General features: G+C 62.1%; 17 protein-coding genes. 5 read left to right on the top strand and 12 right to left on the bottom strand.

Annotation, left to right across the window (positions count from 1 at the left end):
* Nucleotides 1-29: 29 nt before the first annotated feature.
* Nucleotides 30-1574 (top strand): cryptochrome/photolyase family protein, encoded by a 1545-nt coding sequence (locus D5400_RS13545; RefSeq protein ID WP_126010498.1) that lies wholly within the window; start codon nt 30-32, stop codon nt 1572-1574.
* 16 nt (nt 1575-1590) lie between these two features.
* Here D5400_RS13545 and radC read toward each other — a convergent pair whose 3' ends face one another.
* From radC to D5400_RS13525, 4 genes are read right to left on the bottom strand one after another with little or no spacing between them, the layout of a single operon-like run.
* Entirely contained in the window at nt 1591-2361 is a 771-nt protein-coding gene (radC, locus tag D5400_RS13540) for a RadC family protein (RefSeq protein ID WP_126010497.1), read from the bottom strand.
* Between the two features lie 24 nt (nt 2362-2385).
* Nucleotides 2386-3213 (bottom strand): type I methionyl aminopeptidase, encoded by an 828-nt coding sequence (map, locus tag D5400_RS13535; RefSeq protein WP_126010496.1) that lies wholly within the window; start codon nt 3211-3213, stop codon nt 2386-2388.
* A complete protein-coding gene (gene sfsA / locus D5400_RS13530) occupies nt 3214-3963 on the bottom strand; it encodes a DNA/RNA nuclease SfsA (protein ID WP_126010495.1) in 750 nt (249 codons plus the stop codon). It lies immediately after the preceding gene.
* Nucleotides 3964-3970: 7 nt separating this feature from the next.
* A complete protein-coding gene (locus tag D5400_RS13525) occupies nt 3971-5824 on the bottom strand; it encodes a PHA/PHB synthase family protein (RefSeq protein WP_126010494.1) in 1854 nt (617 codons plus the stop codon).
* A 171-nt stretch (nt 5825-5995) separates the two neighbouring features.
* Between D5400_RS13525 and D5400_RS13520 the strand changes: the two genes are divergently transcribed.
* The 3 genes from D5400_RS13520 (at nt 5996) to D5400_RS13510 (ending at nt 7475) form a co-directional block, all read left to right on the top strand.
* A complete protein-coding gene (locus D5400_RS13520; RefSeq protein ID WP_126010493.1) occupies nt 5996-6385 on the top strand; it encodes a hypothetical protein in 390 nt (129 codons plus the stop codon).
* 142 nt (nt 6386-6527) lie between these two features.
* Nucleotides 6528-6926, top strand: coding sequence for an NADH:ubiquinone oxidoreductase subunit NDUFA12 (locus tag D5400_RS13515; protein ID WP_126010492.1), 399 nt, complete (start codon nt 6528-6530; stop codon nt 6924-6926).
* A 114-nt stretch (nt 6927-7040) separates the two neighbouring features.
* Nucleotides 7041-7475 (top strand): DUF2155 domain-containing protein, encoded by a 435-nt coding sequence (locus tag D5400_RS13510; protein ID WP_126010491.1) that lies wholly within the window; start codon nt 7041-7043, stop codon nt 7473-7475.
* A gap of 83 nt (nt 7476-7558) precedes the next feature.
* Here D5400_RS13510 and D5400_RS21730 read toward each other — a convergent pair whose 3' ends face one another.
* From D5400_RS21730 to D5400_RS13475, 7 genes are all read right to left on the bottom strand, one after another.
* Entirely contained in the window at nt 7559-9712 is a 2154-nt protein-coding gene (locus tag D5400_RS21730; RefSeq protein ID WP_164527893.1) for an OmpA family protein, read from the bottom strand.
* Between the two features lie 149 nt (nt 9713-9861).
* Complete coding sequence (gene aat, locus D5400_RS13500) at nt 9862-10476, bottom strand: leucyl/phenylalanyl-tRNA--protein transferase (protein ID WP_126010490.1); 615 nt, start codon at nt 10474-10476, stop codon at nt 9862-9864.
* Nucleotides 10477-10559: 83 nt separating this feature from the next.
* Nucleotides 10560-11903, bottom strand: a complete 1344-nt coding sequence (gene accC, locus D5400_RS13495; protein WP_126010489.1) for an acetyl-CoA carboxylase biotin carboxylase subunit — start codon at nt 11901-11903, stop codon at nt 10560-10562.
* Between the two features lie 10 nt (nt 11904-11913).
* Nucleotides 11914-12387 (bottom strand): acetyl-CoA carboxylase biotin carboxyl carrier protein, encoded by a 474-nt coding sequence (gene accB / locus D5400_RS13490; RefSeq protein ID WP_126013268.1) that lies wholly within the window; start codon nt 12385-12387, stop codon nt 11914-11916.
* A gap of 28 nt (nt 12388-12415) precedes the next feature.
* A complete protein-coding gene (gene aroQ / locus D5400_RS13485) occupies nt 12416-12865 on the bottom strand; it encodes a type II 3-dehydroquinate dehydratase (protein WP_126010488.1) in 450 nt (149 codons plus the stop codon).
* A 205-nt stretch (nt 12866-13070) separates the two neighbouring features.
* Nucleotides 13071-13838: a DsbA family protein gene (locus D5400_RS13480; protein ID WP_126010487.1), complete on the bottom strand. Its 768-nt coding sequence runs from the start codon at nt 13836-13838 to the stop codon at nt 13071-13073.
* 43 nt (nt 13839-13881) lie between these two features.
* A complete protein-coding gene (locus tag D5400_RS13475; RefSeq protein WP_126010486.1) occupies nt 13882-15249 on the bottom strand; it encodes a M48 family metalloprotease in 1368 nt (455 codons plus the stop codon).
* A 158-nt stretch (nt 15250-15407) separates the two neighbouring features.
* Here D5400_RS13475 and D5400_RS13470 point away from each other — a divergent pair, with 158 nt between their 5' ends.
* Nucleotides 15408-16559 (top strand): pyridoxal phosphate-dependent aminotransferase, encoded by a 1152-nt coding sequence (locus D5400_RS13470; RefSeq protein ID WP_164527892.1) that lies wholly within the window; start codon nt 15408-15410, stop codon nt 16557-16559.
* A 73-nt stretch (nt 16560-16632) separates the two neighbouring features.
* On the opposite strand, the gene D5400_RS13465 is transcribed toward D5400_RS13470, so the two are convergent.
* Nucleotides 16633-19806 carry an Rne/Rng family ribonuclease gene (locus D5400_RS13465; RefSeq protein WP_126010485.1) on the bottom strand — a complete coding sequence of 1058 codons (3174 nt, stop codon included), beginning with the start codon at nt 19804-19806 and terminating at the stop codon, nt 16633-16635.
* Between the last annotated feature and the right edge of the window lie 682 nt (nt 19807-20488).

Here is a 20488-nt window from a genome sequence, read left to right as displayed (position 1 = left end):
CATCGAACGGATGAAGGGCTGAGACCACAGTGGCGCAAACGAAAGACCGCACGGGCGGAACGCTCAGATTTGTCCTTGGCGATCAACTGAGCCGCGACCTGTCTGCGCTGGACGGAGCCGACAAGGATCGCGACGTCATCTTGATTGCGGAAGTGGGCGCCGAGGCAAGCTATGTGCGCCATCACAAGAAGAAGATCGCCTTTCTATTCTCCGCCATGCGCCATTTCGCACGCGATCTGGAGGGCGCCGGCTTCACCGTCCACTACATGCGATTCGACGAGGGCGTCGCGTCGCTAGAGGATGCGCTGAAGCGCGCGATCGACGAGCATGCACCTGAAGCGGTCGTGATGACCGAGGCCGCGGAGCACCGCGTGCTGATGATGCAGAAAGAGTGGCGCGATGGGGTAGGCTTGCCTTTAACGGTGCTTCCCGACGCGCGCTTCTTCTGCTCTCACAAGCGGTTCAAGGAATGGGCGGGCGAGAACCCGAAATCGCTGCGGATGGAGTATTTTTACCGCGAGATGCGCCGCTTGACCGGCTATCTGATGGACGGCGACGCACCGGAAGGTGGGAAGTGGAACTTCGACCACGACAACCGGGAGAAGCTGCCAGCCGATCTGAAGGCGCCGAAGCGGCCGACCTACGCAGTCGATGACGAGACGAGGAAAGTTCTGGCGCTCGTCGCGGAGCAGTTCGAAGACAATTTTGGTGATCTCGAGCCGTTCGACTATCCCGTCACGCGCCGGCAGGCGCTTCACTATCTCGACTGGTTCATCGAAACAGCATTGCCGAATTTCGGCACCTATCAGGACGCCATGCGCCAGGGCGAGCCGTTGCTCTTTCATTCGAACCTGTCAGGTCTCATCAATTGCGGGTTGCTTTCACCACGTGAATGCTGCGACCGCGTGGAAGAAGCCTGGCGCGACGGGGCTGTGCCGATCAACGCGGCGGAAGGCTTCATCCGCCAAGTCATCGGATGGCGCGAATTCATCCGCGGGATCTACTGGCTGAAGATGCCGGACTATGCCGGCTCAAACGCCTTGTCGGCTGACAAGAAGCTGCCCGACTTCTTCTGGACGGCGAAAACCGAGATGAACTGCCTGAAGCAGTCGATCGGCGAGACCAAGGCCAATGCCTATGCCCATCACATTCAGCGCCTGATGGTCATCGGCAATTTCTGCCTGCTCGCGGGCCTCGACCCGAAGGAAGTGCAGGAATGGTACCTGCTCGTCTACCACGACGCCTATGAATGGGTGGAGATGCCGAACGTCGTCGGCATGATCCTCTATGCCGATGGCGGCTTCTTTGCCTCCAAGCCCTATGCTGCCTCCGGCGCCTATATCGACCGGATGTCGGACTATTGCGGCAACTGCCGCTACGATGTGAAGAAGAAGAACGGCGAGAAGGCCTGTCCCTTCAACTATCTCTATTGGGATTTCCTGCTGCGCAACCGTGCCGCGTTCCAGAAGAATCACCGCATGGGCGTGATCATGAAAAGTCTCGACCAAATGGGCGAGGACAAGATCGATGCCATCAGGCGCGACAGCCGGCGCTTCCTCGATCAGCTGAGCTGAAAGGGAAGCCGGCCTCTTACATCAGCTGCAGGCCCCGCAGGCTCGCATGGCCCTGTCGACCGATGATGATGTGGTCATGTACGACGATGCCGAGCGGCTTTCCGGTCTCCACGATGGTGTGCGTCATGTCGATATCGGCCCGCGATGGTGTCGGATCGCCCGATGGATGATTGTGGACGAGGATCAACGCACTGGCCGAAAGCTCCAGCGCCCGGCGCATCACTTCGCGGGGATAGACAGGCGTGTGATCGACCGTGCCGGTCTGCTGCACTTCGTCTGCTATCAGGACGTTCTTCTTGTCGAGGAACAGGATTCGAAACTGCTCCCGCGTCTCGAACGCCATGGCGGCATGGCAATAGTCGATGACCTGCTGCCAGGAAGCCAGCACCTGGCGCGCCGCGATCTCGCCTTTCAACATGCGCTGACCGACCGCCGCCACCACTTTCAGATCGAGCGCCGCCGCCTCGCCGATACCGTCGATCTCGCTGAGCAGATGCGGCGGTGCGCCGAGGACCTCCGACAAGGACCCGAACCGCGCGATAAGCGCCTTTGCGATTGGTTTTGTGTCGCGTCTGGGCAGTATTCGAAAGAGCAGAAGCTCCAGAAGCTCGTAATCTGCAAGCCCCTGGACACCATTGTCTCGAAAGCGGTCGCGCAGCCGGTCTCGGTGCCCATGGTAGTGCGCCGGCGACGCCTTCGTGGCACGGGGCGGCTGGACCGGGCCTACCGCGAAAAAGGCGCGTTCGTCGGCGTGCTGCTCATCGTCCGGCTCTGTGATCGATGCCATGACGAACGTCCCCGCCGTGCCGCGTCAGCCAGGCAGGCCGGGGCGGTCGAGACCGCCAGGCGAGAGCGTGAAGATCTCGCAGCCTGTCTCGGTTACACCGACCGTGTGTTCGTATTGGGCTGAAAGCGAGCGGTCGCGCGTTACTGCTGTCCAGCCATCGGCCAGCACCTTCACATGCGGCTTGCCCAGATTGATCATCGGTTCGATCGTGAAGATCATGCCGGGCCGCATTTCCGGGCCTTCATTCGCGCGGCCATAGTGCAGAATGTTGGGCGCATCGTGAAAAAGACGACCGAGCCCGTGGCCGCAGAAATCGCGAACGACCGAGCAGCGCTCGGCCTCTGCGTAGGTCTGGATCGCTTCGCCGATCGCCCCGGTGCGTGCGCCGGGCTTCACCGCCGCGATGCCGCGCATCATCGATTCGTGCGTGACTTCGAGCAGTCGCTCGGCGGCCCGCTTGATCTGGCCGACCGGGTACATGCGGCTTGAATCGCCATGCCATCCATCGACGACGAGCGTCACGTCGATATTGACGATGTCACCGTCGCGCAGCGGCTTGTCGTTCGGAATGCCGTGACAGACGACGTGATTGATCGAGGTGCAGGACGATTTGGTATAGCCGCGATAATTCATTGTGGCGGGCAGGGCGCCGTGATCGCGGCCGAATTCGAAGACGAACTTGTCGATCGCATCGGTGGTGACACCGGGCACGACCATCGGCGCCAGTGCGTCCAGGCACTGTGCGGTCAGCTGGCAGGCCTTGCGCATCCCTTCGAAGCCATCTTCTCCGTAGAGGCGGATCTGTCCGTTGTTTTTTTGTGGCGCCAATTCTGCGGCGATGTAGCTGACCATCTATGGATGTCCGGTTTTCAGGAGCCGGTCCTCGCGGACCATCATCCCGGGCTCGTCGATCACGATGAGATCCACAGGACGAATTTCTTCTGAAGTGATGTCGCATCGAACGGCAAAAGCTTCAACCCCGCGCCCCACGGCGCGGTCGAAAGCCGCAGCATAATTGGGATCGAGATCGCGACAAAGCTTCAATCGGAATCCATCGCTGCGCTGGACGAGAAACAGCATGACCGCACGGTGCCCCGCTTCGACCATGTCGCCAAGCTCGTCCAGATGCTTGGCGCCGCGAGCGGTCACGCTGTCGGGAAACTCAAACAGTCCGTTCACGCGCGTCATGTGCACGTTCTTGACTTCGACATAGGCCCGGCCGAGCTGCGGGTCCTCGAGCAGAATGTCGATGCGCGAGGCTTGGCCGTATTTCTGTTCGCGCTTCAGCAGGGCGTAGTCGCCAAGGTTCGAGATCAGCCCTGCACCGATCGCTTCTTCTGCAAGCCGGTTGGGCAGGCCCGTATTGATGCCGACGATGGTGCCGTCGGCTTCGACCAGTTCCAGGCAGTGACGATATTTGCGGGTGGGGCTGTTGTGCTCGGAAAGCCAGATCCGCGAGCCCGGCGTCGTGAGGCCCCACATCGACCCCGTATTGGGGCAGGAGCCCGTGATTTTCGTGCCGTCATCGAGGACGGCGTCGAACAGAAAGCGCTTGTATCGGCTGACCAGCGTCGCCGGCACGAGGGGCGTCTTGAACTTCATCGAGACGTCAGGCTCTGGCGCGAACGTAGGAGCCCGGTGCATCCTCGATAGGCTTAAGCTTCCTGCCCCCGGGTTTGCGCGACTTGGCGTCCACGGTGGCGTCCATACCGTCGAGCGCCGTGAGCCATTGTTGCCAGTGCGGCCACCACGATCCCGGATGCTCCTCCGCAGTTTGAACCCAATCCTCGAAGGCGCCGACCGGCGGTCCACCGGTCCAGAACTGGTACTTCTTCTTGTCGGGCGGATTGACCACGCCGGCAATGTGGCCGGAGCCCGACAGCACGTAGTGGACGTCGCCGCCGAAGAACTGGCTGCCGATGAAGACGGATTTCGCTGGCGCAATGTGGTCTTCCTTCGTCGCCAAATTGTAGACCGGTATCCGAACGTCCTTCAGCGACAGACGATGCCCTGCTAGCTCCATCTTCCCCATGGAAAGCTTGTTCTCGAGATAGCAGTTGCGCAAGTAGAACGAATGGTTGGCGCAGGGCATTCGCGTCGAATCGGAATTCCAGTAGAGCAGGTCGAAGGGCATCGGATCCTTGCCCTTCAGGTAGTTGTTGACGACGTAAGGCCAGATCAAATCCGAAGAGCGGAGCATGTTGAAGGCAGTCGACATCTTGGAGCCCTCGAGGAAACCGGATTTCTCCATGCCGGCTTCGATCGCCTCGATCTGGTCTTCGTCGACGAACACCTTGAGGTCGCCCGCATGGGTGAAATCGACCTGCGTCGTCAGGAAGGTCACCGATTTGATCCGCGTGTCCTTTTCCTTGGCATGGAGTGCCAGTGTGGCCGCCAGAAGCGTGCCGCCGACACAGTAGCCGATGGCGTTGACGCCGGTTTCGCCCGTCGCCTGCTCGGCAGCGTCGATCGCAAATCCGATGCCGTCGCGCGCATAGGACTCCCAGTCCATGTCGCGATGGCGTTCGTCCGGGTTCACCCAGGAAATCACGAAGACCGTGTGACCCTGCGCCACCGCCCAGGCGATGAAGGACTTCTGCGGGTTGAGGTCGAGGATGTAGAACTTGTTGATCCACGGCGGGCAGATGAGAAGAGGGCGCTTCAGCACCTTCTCCGTCGTCGGCTCGTATTGGATGACTTGGCAGACATCGCTTTGCGCGATCACCTTGCCGGGCGTCGTTGCCAGGTTTTCGCCAACCTTAAACTTCGACGCATCCGATTGGCGGAGCTTCAGGTCGCCCTTGCCGGCGGCGATGTCCTCGGCCAGCATCCGCATGCCGCGCACGAGGTTCTCCCCGTTCTCTGCCACGGTCTCGCGGTAGAGCTCCGGATTGGTCAGAAGGAAATTGCTCGGCGAAAGCGCATCGATGATCTGGCGCGTGTAGAACTGCGCCTTGTGCTTGAGGTGCGGGTCAAGACCTTCGGCATCGACGATCAGCTTCTCGGCCCAGTCAGATGTCACCCAATAGGCACCGCGCAGGAAATCGAAGAAGGCGTTGTCGTTCCAATCCTTGTCGGCAAAGCGTTTGTCGCCGACATGTGCAGCCGGCGTGGCCGGTGGCGCGTCTGCGCCCGAGAGGCGCTGGATCGACGCATTCCAGATCGAGAAATAGGACGTGAGAAGATGCGTCTGCGCTTCGATCGCGCGCGAGGGATCGGAAAGCCAATACTCGGAAACCTTCGCAAAGGTTTTCACCATGTCGGCATAAGGCTCTGAAATGGTGTCGGTTTTCTCGCCGCTCTCCCGCGGCGCGACCCAGGCTGCGGCAGCACGACCCAGTTCTTCGAGCATGCGCGCGAGGTTGCGCGCGAACGCCTCGGGATCCTTGACGATATAAGGCTCTATTGCGTTCGCGTCGCCGGTCGACGGCTTGTCGCTGCCAGACGCCTTTGTCATGGCCATCCTCCCTCATGCTGCGCTTGGATTGCGCGTCGCCTTAACGGCTTGTTCCCAAAGCCTACTATACCGAAGCGCTTCATTGTAAGAGAAATAAGACGATGGGATTCGATGTGTCGGCCCGTCATGCGACCGGTGCGGTCAGCATGCGGCGGAGTGTGGCGGCAGGATGGACGTATGACGAAACATTTGCGGTGGATCCCTCTGGTCCTCTGTGCGGGGCTTGCAGCGTGCACATCGAGCGACCCGAGTGCGCCGAACTACAACCCGAGCTTTGCGGCCATCAATGACACGCTGAACCGTCCGGAGCCCCGCACGCCTGCGCCCTTCGTTGACGCCGGTGCGCGGCGTAGCGGCGTGTTTCCGACCTTTGCCACTCCGCCCGCGCGAAGCACGGTCCAGATGACCGAGCTGCAGCGCGAGATGCAGCGTGCAGAACTGGCCGCGGCACTCGCTTCGCAGCGCAACGACCGCAGCGCCGCCAATCGCTATCGCGCGCGCGTAGCCGAACTGCAGGCGCTGGCGCGAAACCATGGCCCGGAGCAGCTGGCGAGGATCGAGAACTGATCCGCCGGCCCGTTGGGATTTCGCGCGGCAACGGGCACGGGATGGGTATCGGATTGGCGCCGCCTATGGACTTCGCAACGCGTTGACGCCATAACGCGCCTGTTGAAATTAGCCGGGCGCTCGGCGTTTATCGAGGTTTCTCATGAAGAAATTTTTGCTGCAGTTCTTCACCTGGTGGAACGGCGCAACGCTCAACACGCGCTTCCACACGTGGCGACACGGCGCCGAGGTGGGAACGGATGAGTTCGGCAATGTCTACTATCAGGGCGGCACCGATTCCGAGGGCCGGACGCGGCGCTGGGTCATGTATAATGGGCTTGCGGATGCATCGCGCATTCCTGCCGCGTGGCATGGCTGGATGCACCACCGGACCGACATCGCGCCGAACGACGAAAACTATCAGCCGCGGGCATGGCAAAAGCCGCACAAGCCGAACCTGACCGGCTCGTCGGCCGCTTACCGTCCGAAGGGGTCGATCCTGACCGGCACGGAGCGTCCGCGCGTCACCGGCGATTACGACGCCTGGACGCCGAAGTCCTGAGCGATCGACCAGCCGAAACCTTTTGGCCACAATGCGCAGTTAGGTCACCGATGAATCGGCTCGCCGCTCGTCAGGCGCAGAGCTGAGCTGAAAGCGGCTTCAAGGCAGGCGAGCATGATATCTTCGATCAGGAAACATCTTATCGTTTGCGGCGCGACCGCTTTGCTCGGCGTCGCAGGTCTTGCGCAGTTCGCGATTCCTGAAGCTCAGGCTGCGCGCATCGAGAATCGCGTCGCCGTGTTCTCGGGCATCGACAAGATCACCGGGCGGATCACTACCTTCGACGTCTACATCAACGAGACGGTCCAGTTCGGTGCGCTGCAGGTGACGCCGCGCGTCTGTTATACCCGCGATGAAACCGAAGCGCCGAAGACGACGACCTTCGTCGAGGTCGACGAGATCACCCTCGACCGCAAGATCAGACGTATTTTCACCGGTTGGATGTTTGCCGATTCACCGGCGTTGAACGCCGTCGAGCATGCCGTCTACGACGTCTGGCTGGACACCTGCAAAATGGAATCGGACGTGCCTGCACCACAGGAAAGCTGATCGGCCTTCAGGACATCGAATCAAAAAGGGCCGCCGGATGCAAATCCGGCGGCCCTTTGCGTCATTGCTTTTTAGAGGCCCATTTACTGAGCCTGGGCGCTCTGAACCAGAGGCGTGATGCGGCGGACCGTCACGCGACGGTTCAGCTGCTCAGGCTCTTGCGTGTTCACCTTCAGGAAGCGCTCGCCATAGCCCTGCGTCTGCAGGTTTTCCGGCGGGATCCCAAAGACATTGGTCAGGGCAACAGCGATCGATTCGGCGCGCTGGTCTGAAAGCAGAAGGTTTGCCTGATCGCTGCCGACAGCATCGGTGTGACCTTCGAGCAAGAAGATCTCGCTCTCGTTGGTCTCCAGCATGTCGATCATCGCATTCGCGATTTCTTCGAGAGCGGGAACCTGGCTCTCGCTGATCGATGCGCTGCCGAAGTCGAACGTGATGTTGTCGAGGTCGACGCGGGGCATGATGTCACGAACGCGAGCCGAGCGCTTCACTTCCTCGACCGAATAGATCTCGGTCACGGGTTCGATCGGCGGCTGCTCGAAGAACGTGACGTAGTCGGTGTAGTCATCCGCCCGGGTCGAGTCGTAGATGTACTCATCGACCGGAATGGTGAGCTGCAGCGGCGGCAGGTATGTGCCCGGATCGACGTAGACGTACTGTTCTTCCTGGTCGTACTCAGGAGCATAGAACAGAACGACTTCCTGGCCGTTCGGCCGGACGCGCGAACGCTGGACGATGTCGCCGTAACGGTTGCGGATCGTGATGATCTGCGAACCGTTTTCGCGGAGAACGACTTCACGAACACGGCCACGCGGTAGTTCTTCGTAATACACATCCTGAGAATTGATGGCGATACGCTCGCGGTCGTTGTTCTCGACGATGTAGCGGTTGTTCACCTCGTAGACGTAACGATTTTCCGTTTGGTTGATGATCGTGATGTTGTTCGGCCGCTCATAGGTCGGAACCACGTCGATACGCTGGCCTTGCTCGGCAATGACCGACTGAACTTCGATCTGCGGTGCAAACTCCCGTGCGATGGCCTGAGCTTCGGCGTCCGACGTCGGGCGCTGGCTGCGCTGCGCTTCGAGAGCTTCGATGCGCTGACGAAGACGCTCGACTTCCTCGGGATCCTGAGCTGGAACAGGTTGGGCCTGAACGGCAGCATCCGCACCGGCAGCGTTCGGATCCGCATTCGGATCGACCGTTGCCTCGGCCGGGAGCGGCTCTTCCTTGGCGCTGTCGAGGATCGGTGCACCGTCTTCGACCTGCAGCATTTCCGGAGCGGGCTGTTCGACCGCGCCTTGTTCGCCGCCGGTCGCATCGAGCGTGCCGTCGACGGGAGCTTCCGCGCCGGCAGGAACGTCGCCAGGCAGCGGTTGTGCCGGAGCAGCAGCGGGATCTTCGACAGGCGCGCCATCAACAGGCGGCTGTTCGACAGTAGGCGCTTCAGGGGCTGCATCGACCGGTGCTTCGGTCTGCGGCGCTGCATCGACCGGGGCTTCTTGCGGAACCGGCACATCTTCGGCAGCAGGGGCTTCGCCTTCTACCGGTGCTTCTTCGGCAGCGGGTGCTTCTTCAACGGCCGGAGCTTCTTCCTGCATCGTCTCGACAGGAGCTTCTTCAGCCGCAGGCGCTTCTTCGGCCGGAGTCTCTTCTACGGCAGGGGCTTCTTCAACCGCCGGTTCTTCCTCGACCGGAGCTTCTTCTGCCGGCACTTCCTCGACAGGAGCTTCCTCTACGGGAGCTTCTTCAACAGCCGGAGCTTCTTCGACGGGAGCTGCCTCGGGCGCGGGTGCTTCTTCGACGGCTGGCTCTTCCATCACCGGCGCTTCTTCCGGCACGGGTGCTGGCTCTGGAGCGGGTTCTGGCGCCGGAGCAGGTTCCGGGGCGGGCTCAGGTTGAGGAGCCGGCTCTGGAGCGGGTTCCGGGGCTGGCGCGGGCTCGGGCTCGGGAGCAGGCTCGGCGGGAATTTCCGGTGGTGCTTCCTGAACCGGCGGCTGCTCTTGCGGCGCTTCCTCTACCGGTGGTTCAGCTTGCGGGGCAGGAGCCTCGCCGCCGACACAAGCGCCATCCATGGGCACCGTACCGGGAGGGCACTCTGCCTGAGCGAGCAGCATCGAGGTGCCAGCCGCGTTGGCAGCCTGCTTCGGCGCGGCAATGGCGCCGCCAGCGGCAATGCTGGCCGCCAATAGGGGAAGAGCCGCTGTCGCCAGCAGCCTCTTTCGAATGACTGACATATCGTGTTCCTTTTTGTTGTCCGTCCCTGCGGTCAAAAACGTGTGAACAGGTCCCTGGTTCCAACAAGGATCGGTCGGAACACAATGAAAGCACCAAGCTGAACCGCCCATGAAAGCGTTGTTCATCAAATGCTGATAACGCAATAGTTTCAGAAGGATATATTTGGGTAGGAGAGCGCGTCGGCAAGAAGCCCGTCATAGGTCGAACGAGGTACGTCGACAGCGCCGAAGCGCTTCAGATGGTCGGTTGTGAACTGCGTGTCGAGCAGCTGAAACCCGCGCCGCTTGAGTCGGTCGACAAGATGCACCAGGCAGATTTTCGACGCATCGGTCGCGGTCGAGAACATGCTCTCGCCGAAGAACGCGGCGCCGAGCGATACACCATAGAGCCCACCCACGAGCTCATCGCCCCGCCAGGCCTCGACGGAATGCGCATGGCCGAGCCTATGGAGATCGTTGTACAGCGCGCGGATCGTTGCGTTGATCCAGGTGGATTTACGGCCGGGCGCAGGTTCGGCGCACCCGGCGATGACCGCCGGGAAAGCGGTATTCACGCGGATGTCAAAGGGGGCAGCCCGCAGGGTGCGGGCCAGGCGCCGGGGCAGATGGAAGTCGTCGAGCGGTATGATGCCGCGCACCTCCGGCTCGACCCAGAAGATTGTCGGGTCATCTGCGGATTCGGCCATGGGAAACAGGCCGCAGCTATAGGCCTTCAGAAGCAGCTCCGGCGTCAGTTCCAGCCGACTGTCCCGTCCGCGCGCCATCGCCGTCTTGCTCTCCAGAGAATGCCGTGCGTCTCAAAAAGCCGCACGGCGCTGTTTGCTCAGGACCTGAGAAGAGCCTCAGTTCACTCAGGCTCTTTCAGAAACTTTTCCAGCCAATGGATATCATAGTCCCCATTCGCGATGTCGGGATTGTTGAGCAGTTCCCGGAAGAGGGGGATCGTCGTCTTGATTCCATCGACCACGAACTCGTCGAGCGCGCGGCGCAGACGCATCATGCACTCAACGCGCGTGCGCCCATGCACGATCAGCTTTCCGATGAGGCTGTCGTAATAGGGCGGGATCGCGTAGCCCTGGTAGACAGCTGAATCGACACGCACGCCGAGGCCGCCGGGCGTGTGATAATGGGTCACGGTACCCGGCGACGGCACGAAAGTGCGTGGATCTTCAGCGTTGATGCGGCACTCGATGGCATGGCCGTGGAAGCGAACGTCTTCCTGACGCACCGAGAGACCACCGCCCGAGGCGACGCGGATCTGTTCATGCACCAGATCGATGCCGGTGATCGCTTCCGTGACCGGATGCTCCACCTGCAGGCGCGTGTTCATCTCGATGAAATAGAACTCGCCATTCTCGTAAAGAAACTCGATCGTGCCGGCGCCGCGATATTTCAGCTTCGACATCGCCTCGGCGCAGATCTGGCCGATGCGGGCACGCTGTTCTTCATTGAGAGCCGGCGAATTGGCCTCTTCCCAAACCTTCTGGTGACGACGCTGCAACGAGCAGTCACGTTCGCCGAGATGGATCGCGTTGCCCTGGCCATCGCCCAGAACCTGGATCTCGATGTGCCGCGGCTTGCCGAGGTACTTTTCCAGATAGACGGAATCGTTGCCAAACGCAGAGCCGGCCTCCGAGCGTGCCGTCGACAGCGCCTCGGAGAGATCGGCGGGCGTGCGCGCGACCTTCATGCCTCGGCCGCCGCCACCTGCCGTCGCCTTGATCAAGACCGGGTAGCCGATCTCTTCGGCGATGCGGGCGGCTTCGGCATCATCCTGCACTTCGCCTTCAGAGCCAGGCACGACCGGAATGCCGAGCGCTTCGGCCGTCTTCTTCGCGGTGATCTTGTCACCCATGATCCGGATGTGTTCGGAGGTCGGGCCGATGAAGGTGAGGCCGTGCGCCTCCAGGATCTCCGCAAATTTCGCGTTCTCGGACAGGAAGCCGTAGCCTGGATGGACGGCATCCGCACCGGTGATTTCGCAGGCGGCGACGATCTGATGGATGTTCAGGTAGCTGTCGCGCGATGGCGGCGGGCCGATGCAGACGCTTTCGTCGGCAAGACGCACATGCATCGCGTTCTGGTCGGCCGTCGAATGCACGGCAACCGTTTGAATGCCGAGTTCCTTGCAGGCGCGCAGCACGCGAAGGGCGATTTCGCCGCGATTGGCTATGAGGACCTTTGAAAACATCGCGGGCGGCCTACTGGATCGTCACGAGCGGCTCGCCGAACTCGACGGGCTGGCCATCTTCGATCAGAATCGCCGTCACGGTGCCGGACTTAGGCGCCGGGATCTGGTTCATCGTCTTCATCGCCTCGATGATCAGGATCGTCTGGCCTTCTTTCACCGTCTGGCCGACTTCGGCGAAGGGGCGCGCGCCGGGCGAGGGCGCCAAATAGGCGGTGCCGACCATCGGCGAAGACACGATGTCCTTCGGGTTGTGTTCGGGCTTGGCCGGTGCAGCAGGCTCGGCAGGCGCCGCGGCAGCGACAGGCGCCGGTGCGGCAGCATGCTGGGCAGCCGGTGCCTGAACATACTGGGGAGCGGGACTGCGCGAAACGCGGATCCGAAGATCGTCCTGCTCGACCTCGATTTCGGTCAGATTCGTTTCGGTCAGGATGTTCGCGAGATCGCGGATGAGCCCCTGATCGATGCCCGGCTTCTTGTCTGCCATCGGCTTGTCGCCCTTCTTCATGATCTTGTCAGTTCTTTTGCTGGTTCACGATGCCCACGAGCGCCTGAAGCGCAAGCGGGTAGCCTGCGGGCCCGAAGCCACAGATGACGCCTTTGACGACAGGCGCAATCATCGTGCGGTGGCGGAAGGCCTCGCGGGCGTGGATGTTGGAAAGATGCAGTTCGACGACGGGAATGCCGATCGCACGGATCGCGTCGTGGAGCGCGATCGACGTGTGGCCGTAGGCTCCGGGATTGATGACGACGCCTTCAGCCTTTTCACCGGCCTCATGCAGCCAGTCGACCAGCACGCCTTCATGGTTCGTCTGTCGGAACTCGAGCACACAGCCAAGCTCGTCGGCCTGCTGCCGGCAGGTCGTCTCGATATCGGCCAGCGTTACGGCGCCATAAATGCCAGGCTCGCGCTTACCGAGCGCATTGAGATTGGGGCCGTTGAGGACGAACAGGGTACCTGGCACGTTCAGCTTCACTCACGATGGGCAGGCCGATGTGTGTCACGCATCCGGCGAGACTTCTGTCATCGTCGGTGGGGTCGTCCATCGGCGCGCAATCAAATTTGTGCGGGTGGTATAACGGTCCAAGTGACGCAACGGAAGGCTTTTGACACAGACAAAGCCACCATTTGCACGGTTTCGGATAGTCAATCGGCGCTCGTGGTGCGCTTCAGCAGGTCGCGCTGTCGCAGCTGCGCACGTTCTCGATCTTCTGGATCAGGAAATCGGCTCCCATCGCACCGTAAACCGCCTCGTCGCCGATGACATAGGAGGGCGTTCCCGAGATGCCGAGCGCATCGGCAAGCTCATAGGATTGCCGGATCTGGGCATCGATCTGGGGATCGGCCAGCTTCTCGCGAAGAGCCGCTTCCTCGACACCCAACTCAGCCGCAACAGCAATGGCCGACGCTTCGTCGGCGCGCTCGCCGGTCATCAGCGCATCCTGGAACTCCCCGTATTGCTCGGGCGACACCGCGCGAAATGCCATGCTGATGCGGTGCGCGCCTATGGAGTCCGGACCGAGGATCGGGAACTCCTTCAGGATCACGCGCACATTGTCGTCGCTCGCGATGATCGCCTTCATGTCCGCATGTGCGCGCTTGCAGTACCCGCAATTGTAATCGAAGAACTCGACGATGGTGACGTCGCCGTCGGGATTGCCGAGTGCGACATCGCCCGGCGCTTCGAACAGCGCTGACGCCGAAGCTGCGATCGCCGCGCCGGCGCGCTCCTGTAGGCTGGCCTGCTGACGCGTTTCCAGCGCCTGCTGCACTTCGATCATGATCTCCGGGTTGGCGATCAGATATTCGCGAATGAACGCGCCCATCTCTTCCTTCTCCGCATCGTCAAGCGCCAGGGCAGGGCTTGCGACGGTGAGAGCGGCACCGAGGAAAATAGCGCCGCTATGGCGACGCAGGGTGCGGAGCAGGCTGTTCATCTGGATCCTGTTCTTTCTCGGCAGTGTCACGGTTTCGCCGAGCTTATTGGCCGACGGTGACGATGTCATTGGCACGTGTCCATGCCGGAGTGCCCGGCTGCAGCTTCTGCTGCGCCCGGGCTGCGAAAATGCGCGCTTCCTGCACGTTGCCGGCGCGGAAATAGCCCTCTGCCATGGTCAGTTCGGCATTGGCAACATCGCCGCGCTGGCCATAGGCCTGCGAAAGCTGGCGATAAGCGCTGAGATTGGTGGGGTCGGCGCCGATCGCCTCACGCAGATCGCTGATCGCCTGCTCGATGAGCGCCGGCTGGCCGGTCCGCATCAGTGCGAAACCGCGCTGCGCACGGATCAGGCCGGAATTGTTCGGGTCGAGCTGAGCCGCGCGCTGGAATGAACTGGCGGCTGCTTCAGCCTGGTTGCCGCTGAGCAGGATCTCGCCCTTGGCCTCATGGAAATACGGATTGTTCGGCTGCTCCGCGAGAAGAGCGTCGATCTTCTGCAACGCCAAGCCGACATTGCCCGACAACCGCGTCGCGATCGCGTCGCCGTAGCGATAGCCGACATTGGCCGTATTTCCGTTGAAGGCGCGCTGGAGAGCCGGATGGCCGCCGACATTGGCAGCGATCTTTCCACGCATGAGGTCGTGGCGCCGCTGCAGCGAGGCATCGACCGGGCTGTTGAAATAGGGGCTGGAACGGGCGAGGTCTTCGAGAAGCGCGATGCGCTCGCGCGGAAGAGGGTGGCTCTGCTGGTAGGGATCGACCTGCACGCCTGCGAGCGCCAAGCCCTGCGAGAAGCGGTTGAAGGTCGCGAGCATGCCGGCCGCCGACTGGCCAGTCGCATTGAGATAGGTGATCGCCGACTGGTCGGCGTTGATCTCCTCGGTGCGGCGATAACTGAGCAGGCTGCGCTGCGCGATGCCGCCCGATGCTGCCGCAACGCCCATGCCGGCAGAGGCCGTGCCGTCATTGCCCGAGAGTGATCCGGCAGCGACAGCGCCGACGCCGAGCAGACTGCCGACCACGCCGAAAATCTGGGAGCGTGCAATCTGCTCCCGAAGCCGTGCCTGGTGACCGCCTGCGATATGGCCGGCCTCGTGAGCAAGAACGCCGATAATTTCGCCCGGCGATTCGGCCAGCAACAGCGCGCCCGTGTTGATGAAGATGCGGCGTCCATCGACGAAAGCGTTGAAGGAGCGGTTGTTGACCAGAACGATCTCGATGTTGCGCTGCGTAAGTCCCGCCGCACCGAAGATCGGGCGGGCATAATCCTTCAGCAATGCTTCGATCTCGGCGTCGCGAACGATGGCAATCGATTGCGCGCTCGCCGTTGGCACATTTGTCAGAATGGACGAACAGGCGATGGCGGCCGTAGCCGCGAAGGTCAGTGCCTTGCGCACGAGCTTGTGCATGACGTCTCCTATCCCACCGAACGCCAAAGCCTAGCGGGTTCCTGAGCAGAATTGAACCCGCGGCATTTGGCGCTTGCCGGCCATCGCGCCATTGTGATCGCCGCACCAATCCGGCATTTGTGAGGCCGTAACGCCAGACCCCCGATGATGAGGTAATCGTGTTCGAAGTTTCCACGCGCAGCGCCGTAGAACCATTTCACGCAATGGATGTGTTGGCCGAAGCCAACCGCCGCCGCGCTGCCGGCCGCAGTGTCGTTTCGCTTGCCGTCGGCCAACCATCCCATCCGGCACCGGCCGTCGCGCTCGAAGCGGCACGACAGGCACTCGAGACCGGCCGGCTCGGCTATACCGACGCTCTTGGAACGCAATCACTGCGCCAGGCGATTGCCCAGCACTATGCGGAATATTACGGAACGACCATCGCGCCGGAGCGAATCGCAGTGATGACCGGCTCGTCTGCGGCGTTCAATGTTGCGTTTCTCACGCTCTTCGATGCCGGGGACCGGGTCGCGATCACGCGCCCCGGATATCCTGCATACCGCAACATTCTCGCAGCGCTTGGCCTGCAGCCGGTGGAGATTGCCGTCGGTGAGGAGACGGGCCACACACTGACACCCGACGCCCTGAAGGCCGCGGAAGCGGAATTCGGCCCGATCAAGGGCGTCTTGCTCGCAAGTCCGGCCAATCCGACCGGCACCGTGACGGGGCGCGCCGCGTTGTCGGCGCTCGCCGACCATTGCGCCCGAACCGGAACGGCGTTCATCTCCGACGAGATCTATCACGGCCTCACATTCTCGGGAGAGGAGACCACCGCGATTGCGTTCAGCGATGAGGCGATCGTGATCAACTCCTTCTCGAAGTACTACTGCATGACGGGCTGGCGCATCGGCTGGATGGTTCTGCCGCAGCATCTGGTGCGCGCGGTCGAGCGGGTCACGCAGAGCCTCTATATCTCGGCACCCGAACTGTCGCAGATCGCCGCCACGGCTGCATTTCGTGGGAAGGCGGAGCTTGACGGGGTGCGCGAGCATTATCGCACGAACCGTCAGATTTTGGCGGATCGTCTCCCGGGCCTCGGCTTTCAGATCGCATCGCCCATGGATGGCGCCTTCTACGCGTATGCCGACGTCTCGCGCATGACCAACGACACGATGGATTTCGCCTGGAAGATGCTGCGCGAGATCGACGTGGCGATCACTCCTGGGATCGATTTCGATCCGGTCAACGGTCACCGCACCGTTCGACTGTCCTATGCGGGCGCGACGGAAGACATTGTCGAGGCACTGGACCGTATCGCGGCCTGGGTCTGAGCAGAAACGAAAAGACCCGCCTCGATGAAGAGGCGGGTCTTTGATTATTCAGAAGGGGTGGGTGCCCGCGCGGTCAAAAGAAACCGCGGCGCTGCCACCAGCCGCCCTTTTTGGGCTTGGCTTCCCCTTCCGGCTCGGCCTTCTGTCCATTGGACACAAGTTGCGGCTCGGCAGGCTTCGTTGGCTCGACGGGTGCTTCCGCTTCCGGTTCGGCGACGACGGGCGCGCTCTCCTGGACGGCCTCCGCAGCGACCTCCTCGGCGACGGCCGGTGCAGCTTCCTGCGTTTCCGGCTCAGCAGCGACAGCGCTCACATCCTCGGCCGGCTCGGCCTTGGCAGCTTTCTTCGCACGCGGCTTACGCGCAGGCTTGGCCGGCTCCGCGTCAGCGTCGGCCTCGACGGCATCGGCCTTTTTGCGCGTGGCCCGGCGCCGCTTCGGCTTCTCTTCTGACGCCGCTGCCTCGTCTTCTGCCGGCGCCGCTACGGCCTCTTCGGAAACGACAGGTGCAGGCTCCGCGTCAGCCTTCGCAGCAGTAAGCTCCACCGTTTCCACCACTGCACCCTCGACGGCGTCTGCTGCGTCCTGATCGGCCTGCGCCGGCTCGTTGTCGCCGACTTCGTGCCCAGCCGATGTCTCTTCGCCGGACGCATCGCCTTCGGAAGCATTTAGCTCCTGGCCATCCTCGCCCTGACGGTTGCGACGACCGCCACGCTTGCCGCGGCGGCGGCGCTTGCGCGGCCGTCCGTCATCGTCCGTCGCCTGGACTTCGGAACCCGATTCCACGTTATCCGCTGCATCGTCGTCGTCTTCGTCGGTTTCGGTCGAACCGGTTTCGGCTGCGACGGCACCGTTTTCGTCGTCGCGGTCACGGCCGCCACGACGGCGCCTGCGACGACGCTTCTTCCGGTCTCCGTTTTCGCCGTTCTCCACTCGTGTCTCGCTGCGCGTCTCCGCGCGTGCCTCGACAGGCGCTTCGACAACGTCTGCGTCTTCCTCTTCCTCGTCCCAGACAGGACCGGCGACGCCATCGTCGTCATCGTCGTAATTGGCCAGAGGCATGATCGTTTCGATGCGCACCGGGTTCTCGACGGGGGCGCCGCGATCGATGGCGAGATGTGCCGAACCGATGGAAGCATCCGCATCGATGGTGATCGAAACGCCGAAGCGGCGTTCCATCTCCACAATGCTCTGGCGCTTCTGGTTGAGCACGTAGATCGCCGTCGCTGGCATGGTGCGCACGATCAGGTCGTGCGTCGTGCTCTTCAGCAGGAACTCCTCGATGGAGCGGATGACATGGAGCGCGACCGACGACTGCGAGCGAACATGGCCCGTGCCGCCGCAATGATCGCAGACCTGCGTGGTCGATTCCAGAACCGAGGCGCGGATGCGCTGGCGCGACATTTCCAGAAGGCCGAAATGCGAAATGCGGCCGACCTGGATGCGTGCGCGATCGTTCTTGAGCGCATCCTTGAGGCGCTTTTCCACCGACCGGTTGTTGCGCTTCTCTTCCATGTCGATGAAGTCGACGACGATCAGGCCGGCGAGGTCGCGCAGTCGGAGTTGGCGGGCCACTTCATCGGCTGCTTCCAGGTTCGTCTGGAGTGCAGTGTCCTCGATGGAATGCTCGCGTGTGGAGCGGCCCGAGTTCACGTCGATCGCAACCAGCGCTTCGGTCTGGTTGATGATGATGTAGCCGCCAGACTTCAGCGTCACCTGCGGCTGCAGCATGCGATCGAGCTGCGCTTCGATGCCGGAGCGCGAGAAAATCGGGTGCACTTCGCGGTAGGGCTGAACCACCTTTGCGTGGCTCGGCATCAGCATCTTCATGAAGTCTTTCGCTTCACGATAGCCGTCCTCGCCCGAGACGATGATCTCGCTGATGTCCTTGTTGTAGAGATCGCGGATCGAACGCTTGATCAAGCTACCTTCCTCGTAGACGAGGCAGGGGGCCGTGGAAGCAAGCGTCAGATTGCGCACGTTCTCCCACAGACGCATCAGGTATTCGAAATCGCGCTTCACTTCGGCCTTGGTGCGGTTGGCACCAGCTGTGCGCAGAATGACGCCCATGCCCTGAGGCACTTCGAGGCCGCGGGCCACTTCCTTCAGGCGCTTGCGGTCCTGCGCATTGGTGATCTTGCGCGAAATGCCGCCACCGCGCGCCGTGTTCGGCATCAGGACCGAATAGCGGCCGGCCAGCGACAGATAGGTCGTGAGAGCGGCGCCCTTGTTGCCGCGCTCTTCCTTGACCACCTGAACGAGAAGGATCTGACGGCGCTTGATGACTTCCTGGATGCGGTACTGCTTGCGCGGCTTGCGCACGGAGCGATCCGGCAGCTCTTCGAGCGCATCTTCCGCACCGACCGATTCGACACGGCCGCCGGCTTCTTCTTCTTGATCGTCGCCGCCGCGTCGGGCCTGGTTGCGGCGTCCGCGGCGGCGCTTGCCGTCCCGCTCGCCATTGCCATCGCCTTCGCTTTCGTCGTCGCTGCCTGCCTGGTCGTCCTCTTCATCCTCGTCGTCGTCGCTCTCGGTGACGGCGTTGCGGAGATCGAGGTTGCTGTCGGCAGCCTTGCCCTCGACGAACTTTGCGGCTTCGAAATCCACCTCGCCCGGGTCGCGCTCACCGTCGTCGTCGTTTTCGACAGCCTCGGAAACCGATTCGGTTTCAACGATCGCAGCCATCGAGCGACCGTCGCTCTCGCCGTCATCGCTGTCGTCATCACCGGAAATGGCAGACGAGCCGCCATCCAGATCCTCGACCGCGTCTTCCACGGCGTCTGTCTCGGCATCCGCCTTGCGACCGCGGCGGCGTCCACGCTTCGACTTGCGCGCCGGTGCGGCATCGTCGTCGCCGTCGCTGTCGCCGATGTCTTCGCTCGCGTCGTCGGCCGTCGCCGATGCTGCTGCGCGGTCGGCTGCCTCGTCGGCTTCGTTCTCATGCCGAGCACGCTCGGCTTCGGCTTCGGCCTCGGCAGCAAGCAGGGCCTGCCGGTCGGCGAGCGGGATCTGGTAGTAGTCGGGATGAATTTCGGAGAAGGCGAGGAAGCCGTGGCGGTTGCCGCCGTAGTCGACGAAGGCGGCCTGGAGTGACGGCTCTACGCGGGTGACCTTCGCGAGGTAGATATTGCCCCGCAGCTGCTTCTTATGCTGCGATTCAAAATCGAATTCTTCTATGCGGCTGCCGCGAACGACAACGACGCGCGTCTCTTCCTTGTGAGACGCGTCGATAAGCATTTTGTCTGCCATTGAACTTCTGCTCCTCGGCAGCCGCGCAGCCGCGCGCCCGCCGCACCGTCAGGACACAAGGTCCGACGAAGAGGCGGGGCGACAGATTGCAGGGTGCCGGATGTCGATATTCTCGATCGATGACGCGGGGCGGAAGATTGGGTGTCGGCCAAAGCGCCGGTCAATGACCGCCTGCCTGTCCGCTCCACCGTTCCGAACCCGAATGTCATAAAGAAACCACGAGAATAATTGTTTCCTGAAAGGCCTCGTCGAGGCCGATGAAAATGCCCGATGCACGGGCGATGGGGTGGCCGATGGCCATTAACGAGACCCGGCGCAGCCGGGCGAACGCGATTCATGGTGAGGGAAATCGGGGCGGAAGGACGTCGGATGTACCCGGGTCGGCGCTACTGCGTTTTCGCCACAGTGTCAGCCGCTGTCACGCCGGTCACTATCCCGTCATCGTCCCAATTCCTCTCTTTGCTTTTATGAATTCAAAGTTGATTAGGCAAGGAAATAAAAATGGGCGGCAGGACGGGTTGAAGCGTCGGCTACCCCGAACAGCAAAGGTTCGGCGGTGGGAGCAGAGCGGCAGAAACGGGCCGTCAACCCTTCATTAACCATGTCGGCGCAGTGTCGCAGCGCATCTGGGCAGACGTTCCGGACTTGTGGTCCAGGCTCGCATCCTGCTAGCCCCATTGAA

This window comes from Georhizobium profundi (genome assembly GCF_003952725.1).
GTDB classification, from domain to species: Bacteria; Pseudomonadota; Alphaproteobacteria; order Rhizobiales; family Rhizobiaceae; genus Georhizobium; species Georhizobium profundi.
The sequence above is the reverse complement of the archived record's forward strand: the minus strand, read 5'-3'. Positions and strand labels throughout refer to the sequence as shown.

What these genes read in the sequence shown, in the direction of transcription:
- radC (WP_126010497.1), bottom strand. Translation starts at nt 2,361, where the DNA reads ATGGCATCGATCACAGAGCCGGACGATGAGCAGCACGCCGACGAACGC.
- map (WP_126010496.1), bottom strand. Translation starts at nt 3,213, where the DNA reads ATGGTCAGCTACATCGCCGCAGAATTGGCGCCACAAAAAAACAACGGA.
- sfsA (WP_126010495.1), bottom strand. Translation starts at nt 3,963, where the DNA reads ATGAAGTTCAAGACGCCCCTCGTGCCGGCGACGCTGGTCAGCCGATAC.
- D5400_RS13525 (WP_126010494.1), bottom strand. Translation starts at nt 5,824, where the DNA reads ATGGCCATGACAAAGGCGTCTGGCAGCGACAAGCCGTCGACCGGCGAC.
- D5400_RS13520 (WP_126010493.1), top strand. Translation starts at nt 5,996, where the DNA reads ATGACGAAACATTTGCGGTGGATCCCTCTGGTCCTCTGTGCGGGGCTT.
- D5400_RS13515 (WP_126010492.1), top strand. Translation starts at nt 6,528, where the DNA reads ATGAAGAAATTTTTGCTGCAGTTCTTCACCTGGTGGAACGGCGCAACG.
- D5400_RS13510 (WP_126010491.1), top strand. Translation starts at nt 7,041, where the DNA reads ATGATATCTTCGATCAGGAAACATCTTATCGTTTGCGGCGCGACCGCT.
- D5400_RS21730 (WP_164527893.1), bottom strand. Translation starts at nt 9,712, where the DNA reads ATGTCAGTCATTCGAAAGAGGCTGCTGGCGACAGCGGCTCTTCCCCTA.
- aat (WP_126010490.1), bottom strand. Translation starts at nt 10,476, where the DNA reads ATGGCGCGCGGACGGGACAGTCGGCTGGAACTGACGCCGGAGCTGCTT.
- accC (WP_126010489.1), bottom strand. Translation starts at nt 11,903, where the DNA reads ATGTTTTCAAAGGTCCTCATAGCCAATCGCGGCGAAATCGCCCTTCGC.
- accB (WP_126013268.1), bottom strand. Translation starts at nt 12,387, where the DNA reads ATGGCAGACAAGAAGCCGGGCATCGATCAGGGGCTCATCCGCGATCTC.
- D5400_RS13480 (WP_126010487.1), bottom strand. Translation starts at nt 13,838, where the DNA reads ATGAACAGCCTGCTCCGCACCCTGCGTCGCCATAGCGGCGCTATTTTC.
- D5400_RS13475 (WP_126010486.1), bottom strand. Translation starts at nt 15,249, where the DNA reads ATGCACAAGCTCGTGCGCAAGGCACTGACCTTCGCGGCTACGGCCGCC.
- D5400_RS13465 (WP_126010485.1), bottom strand. Translation starts at nt 19,806, where the DNA reads ATGGCAGACAAAATGCTTATCGACGCGTCTCACAAGGAAGAGACGCGC.